Origin of the sequence: Arthrobacter sp. TB 26, from assembly GCF_000427315.1 — a bacterium.
GTDB lineage: Bacteria > Actinomycetota > Actinomycetes > Actinomycetales > Micrococcaceae > Arthrobacter.
Genome location: NZ_AUPJ01000209.1, coordinates 1 through 4,528, shown reverse-complemented (window position 1 = coordinate 4,528; position 4,528 = coordinate 1). Strand labels below are relative to the sequence as shown.

The window sequence follows — 4,528 nt, the reverse complement described above, 5'->3', positions numbered from 1 at the left end:
GGCCGCCGTCCGCAGCCAGTTGCGGGACGCCGGTGTTGTGGTCGAATACTCCGGCCATTGCACACTGGAGGACAACAACCTTTTCTCCTACCGCCGTGACCCGAACACCGGACGATTCGCCGGGCTCGTATGGACGGACGCCGGGACGGCGCAGCCGTGAACGGCCAGGTGAATGAGCCGACACGGGGGCAGGAGACCGCAACCGGCCGGCCCGATGCCCGGCTGGAACAGCTCAGGGAGCGGCTCACCGCCGTCCGGCAGCGCATCGACACTGCCGTTGCGGCCGCCGGACGGCAGGAGCACCCGCCCCGGCTGATCGTGGTCACCAAATTCCATCCCGCCGAGGACGTCCGTCGGCTCNCTCGCCGCACTCGGCATCACGGACGTCGGGGAGAACCGGGACCAGGAAGCAGCGGAGAAGTCCGCCGCGCTTCGTGGCCTGGATCTGCGCTGGCACTTCATCGGCCAGCTGCAGAGCAACAAGGCAAAGTCCGTCGTGACGTACGCCCACGCCGTGCACTCCGTGGACCGGCCGCAGCTGGCCAGTGCCCTGGCCAGGGCCATGGCCGCCGAGCAGGACCGCACCGGGCGGGCGCCACTGGACTGCTTCATCCAGGTCAGCCTCGACGGCGACGCTGGCGGTCACCGCGGAGGCGCCCTTCCGGCAGATGTCCCGGCCCTGGCCGGGCAGCTGGCCGGAGCGAAGGGACTCCGGCTCGCCGGCGTGATGGCGGTGGCCCCCTTCGGCGAGGATCCGGCCCCGGCTTTCGAGAAGCTCGCGGAGATATCCGCCCGGCTGACCGCCGACCATCCGGGAGCCTCCGGCATTTCCGCGGGCATGAGCCAGGACCTGGAAGTGGCCGTCCGGTTCGGGGCGACACACCTGCGCGTTGGCTCCGATATTCTCGGTCCGCGTCCGGCGTTGCGGTAGGTTCAACGTATTGGAAGGTAATGGCGGGGATTCCAAGGCTGCTAAGTCATCGATCGGCCCGCTGACGGACACGATTAGGAGTCGACCATGGCCGGCGCTCTGCGCAAGACAATGATCTATCTTGGGCTCGCTGATGGCGACGAACACTACGAGTCCGAGCACCAAACATCGCACAAGGATGAGGACGATTCCATGGAGCATGACCGCGAGGAACGCCGCGCACCGGCGCCCGTCCGCGAGGCCCCCAGGGAAGAGCCCTACGCCGCTGAAGAGGAATATCGCGCACCTGTGACACCCATCAAGCGAGCGGCGTCGAGCCGCGAAGAGCACACCGGACTCCGCCAGATCACCACGATCCACCCGCGGTCCTACAACGACGCCAAACTCATCGGTGAGAGCTTCCGTGACGGCATCCCCGTCATCATGAACGTCACGGACATGGGTGAAGCGGACGCGAAACGGCTCGTTGACTTCTCCGCCGGGCTGGTCTTCGGACTCCGCGGCAGCATCGAGCGCGTCACGAACAAGGTCTTCCTCCTGTCGCCGTCGTACGTTGAAGTCATCGGTGACGACAAGAAGGTCAGCGAGACACAGGCGAGCTTCTTCAACCAGAGCTAGATCCGGATTCTCCCGAAGGATGCCAGGCAGGGACACCTTGTCTGGCATCCTTGCTGAATTATCCGTGTTGAAATAGAGGCGTAACTATCAAGAGGACACTGCGGTTTCCGGAATGAACATGGAGATATGAGTTAACTCATGGGAATTGTTTTCGGACTTGTGTATATCGCCCTGCTGTTGTTCCTGGTTGCCCTCATCATCCGGCTGATCTTCGACTGGGTGCAGATGTTCGCCCGAAGCTGGCGGCCGCGCGGCGCGGCGCTCGTCACCGCCCACGCTGTGTATTCGGTCACAGACAAGCCCCTCAAACTGCTGCGGCGGCTCATTCCGCCGCTGCGGCTGGGCGGAATGTCACTGGACCTCGGCTTCCTGCTGCTGTTCGTGGCAGTCACCATAGCCATGGCGGTTGCCAAGTTCCTGGTGTTCGCCCAGCCGATCGCAGCGTAGCCGGGCGGCGGACCCGGTCCGCGGCCCGAAACAGATATAAACTCCGGTTTGACACTGCGGTGTTGAATTAGAGGAACCAGACCATATTTAGGTACCGTAGTTTTGACGGCCGGAAGGCCTACTGACTAACTAGACCAACGAGGTGACCAGATGGCTTTGACGCCAGAAGACGTTGTCAACAAGCGCTTTCAGCCGACCAAGTTCCGCGAAGGCTACGACCAGGATGAAGTTGATGACTTCCTGGACGAGATCGTCGTCGAACTGCGACGCCTGAACCAGGAGAACGACGAGCTGCGCAAGAAGCTCGCCGAACTGGGCGCCGGCACGCCTGCCAGCTCCGCCGCCGCGGCTCCCGTCGTGGAAAAGGTTCCGGCACCCGTCAAGGCCGAGAAGGAAGACCGCGCCAAGGCGGAAGCCGAGGCCAAGGCCGCCGAAGCCGCCAAGGCTGCTGAAGTTGCCAAAAAGAAAGAAGCCGAGCAGGCAGCTGCCCCGGCACGCGCCGCCGCCACCCCGGCAGCCGAGTCCGCTGCGGGCCTGCTGGCAATGGCGCAGCAGATGCACGACAAGCACGTCGCCGACGGCGAGCAGCAGCGCGACAAGATCATCGCCGAAGCGCAGATCGAGGCCAGCAGCCTCGTCAACGACGCCCAGGAGAAGTCCCGCAAGATCCTCGGCGCCCTCGAGCAGCAGCGCTCCGTACTGGAACGCAAGGTCGAGCAGCTGCGCGGCTTCGAGCGCGACTACCGTTCACGCCTGAAGGCCTACATCGAAGGCCAGCTGCGTGACCTGGATGCCCGCGGCTCCGTGGCTGCCCCTGAGGTCGAAGCCACCAGCTGAGGTATTTAGCAAGTATTCTGAAAGCCGGTGGCTGAGGATTCCTCGGCCGCCGGCTTTTGGCATTAACCGCCGGGTCCCCCCGCGGCCGTGCCCAAGCACCCGGTTCCCAGTACCCGCACTGGCTCGTGAACGAAAGCCTTATGACTGACGCACCATCACCTGACCCAATGCAGCCCGCCGAGTCCGCGCAGGCCGGGTCCGCGCAAGCAGAGTCCACTCCGACAGTTCCCGCTGTGCCCCGGCCGCGGCGGGCCCTCCTGCTCGCCGTCTTCTTTGGCCTGGCGGTGTTCGCCTACGTCTTCGACCAGCTCACCAAACTGTGGGTTACCGGCAACATGACCGAGGGCGAGAGGATCCCCGTCCTTCCGCCGCTGCTGCACTGGTACTACATCCGCAATTCCGGTGCCGCCTTCTCGATCGGCGAGAACGTCACCTGGGTGTTCACCATCATCATGACCGCCGTTTCGATCGCCATCCTGCTGCAGCTGCGGAAACTCGGATCGGTCTGGTGGGCGCTGGCGCTCGGGCTGCTCCTCGGCGGTGCCCTCGGCAACCTCACGGACCGCCTGTTCCGCGAACCCTCGTTCGCCATGGGCCACGTCGTGGACTTCATCCAGCTTCCCAATTTCGCGATTTTCAACATCGCCGACTCAGCCGTTGTGTGCTCCGTGGTGATCATCTGCCTGCTGACGCTGCGCGGAATCTCCCTGGACGGCTCACACCTGACCAAGGACACAGTGAAACATGACTCCTGAGCACACGGTGCCCGGACACAGCACGCCGGACGACCTGACGCCGGAAGGGTCCTTACCGGCCGGGATGCTGCCCGAAGACATCCTCCCGGAAGACATTCTCCCGGAAGACATCGACGACGTTGAAGCCGGGGGCGGGTCCAACGGGGCGTCCGCGACGGCCGCGTCATCGTTCCGCTTTGTGGTCCCCGATGAACTCGCGGGCACCCGGGTGGATGCCGGGCTGGCGAAACTCATGGATATTTCCCGCTCGCAGGCCGCCACCCTGATCGCCGAGGGCAACGTCGTCAGCAAGGACAGGGCGGTCGGAAAATCGCTCAAGCTTGCCCCCGGCACCGTGCTCGACGTCGTCGTCCCGGAGCGCCGGGACCCCCTGGAAATTGTGGAGGAAGTCGTGGAGGACCTGAACATCCTGCTGGACGATGACGAATTTGTCGTCATCGACAAACCGGTCGGCGTGGCCGCCCATCCCTCGCCGGGCTGGGTGGGACCGACTGTCGTCGGCGGGCTCGCCGGCCTCGGCTACCGGATCTCCACGTCGGGCTCGCCCGAGCGTGCCGGCATCGTCCACCGGCTCGACGTCGGGACCTCCGGGGTGATGGTGGTCGCCAAGACGGAGAAGGCGTACACGGCCCTCAAGCGTGCCTTCAAGGAGCGCACCGTGGACAAGGTGTACCACGCCGTCGTGCAGGGCCTTCCGGATCCGCTGGCCGGCACCATTGACGCGCCGATCGGCCGCCATCCGGGCCACGACTGGCGCTTCGCCGTGATCGAGGACGGCCGGGACTCCATCACGCACTACGAGGTCCTTGAGGCCTTCGGCAAGGCCTCGCTCGTGGAAGTCCACCTCGAGACCGGCCGCACGCACCAGATCCGGGTCCACTTCTCCGCGCTGCGCCACCCCTGCGCGGGCGACCTGACCTACGGCGCTGACCCGCGGCTC

General features: G+C 65.2%; 6 protein-coding genes and 1 pseudogene. All 7 read left to right on the top strand.

Annotation, left to right across the window (positions count from 1 at the left end):
- Positions 1-160: laccase domain-containing protein (locus K789_RS24470; RefSeq protein WP_192815742.1), on the top strand; the 160-nt coding region annotated here is incomplete at its 5' end.
- A pseudogene (locus K789_RS22570) lies at positions 130-931 on the top strand (YggS family pyridoxal phosphate-dependent enzyme). The gene K789_RS24470 and the pseudogene K789_RS22570, both read left to right, overlap by 31 nt.
- 87 nt (positions 932-1,018) lie before the next feature.
- Positions 1,019-1,549, top strand: coding sequence for a cell division protein SepF (locus K789_RS0107480; RefSeq protein WP_024366221.1), 531 nt, complete (start codon positions 1,019-1,021; stop codon positions 1,547-1,549).
- 138 nt (positions 1,550-1,687) lie between these two features.
- A complete protein-coding gene (locus tag K789_RS0107475) occupies positions 1,688-1,996 on the top strand; it encodes a YggT family protein (RefSeq protein ID WP_024366220.1) in 309 nt (102 codons plus the stop codon).
- 150 nt (positions 1,997-2,146) lie between these two features.
- On the top strand, positions 2,147-2,833 hold the full coding sequence (locus K789_RS0107470; RefSeq protein WP_024366219.1) for a DivIVA domain-containing protein: 687 nt from the start codon (positions 2,147-2,149) through the stop codon (positions 2,831-2,833).
- Positions 2,834-3,000: 167 nt separating this feature from the next.
- Positions 3,001-3,588, top strand: a complete 588-nt coding sequence (gene lspA / locus K789_RS0107465) for a signal peptidase II (RefSeq protein ID WP_024366218.1) — start codon at positions 3,001-3,003, stop codon at positions 3,586-3,588.
- Positions 3,578-4,528 (top strand): RluA family pseudouridine synthase (locus K789_RS0107460; RefSeq protein ID WP_272943960.1); only part of this gene is annotated, 951 nt, incomplete at its 3' end. The genes lspA and K789_RS0107460, both read left to right, overlap by 11 nt.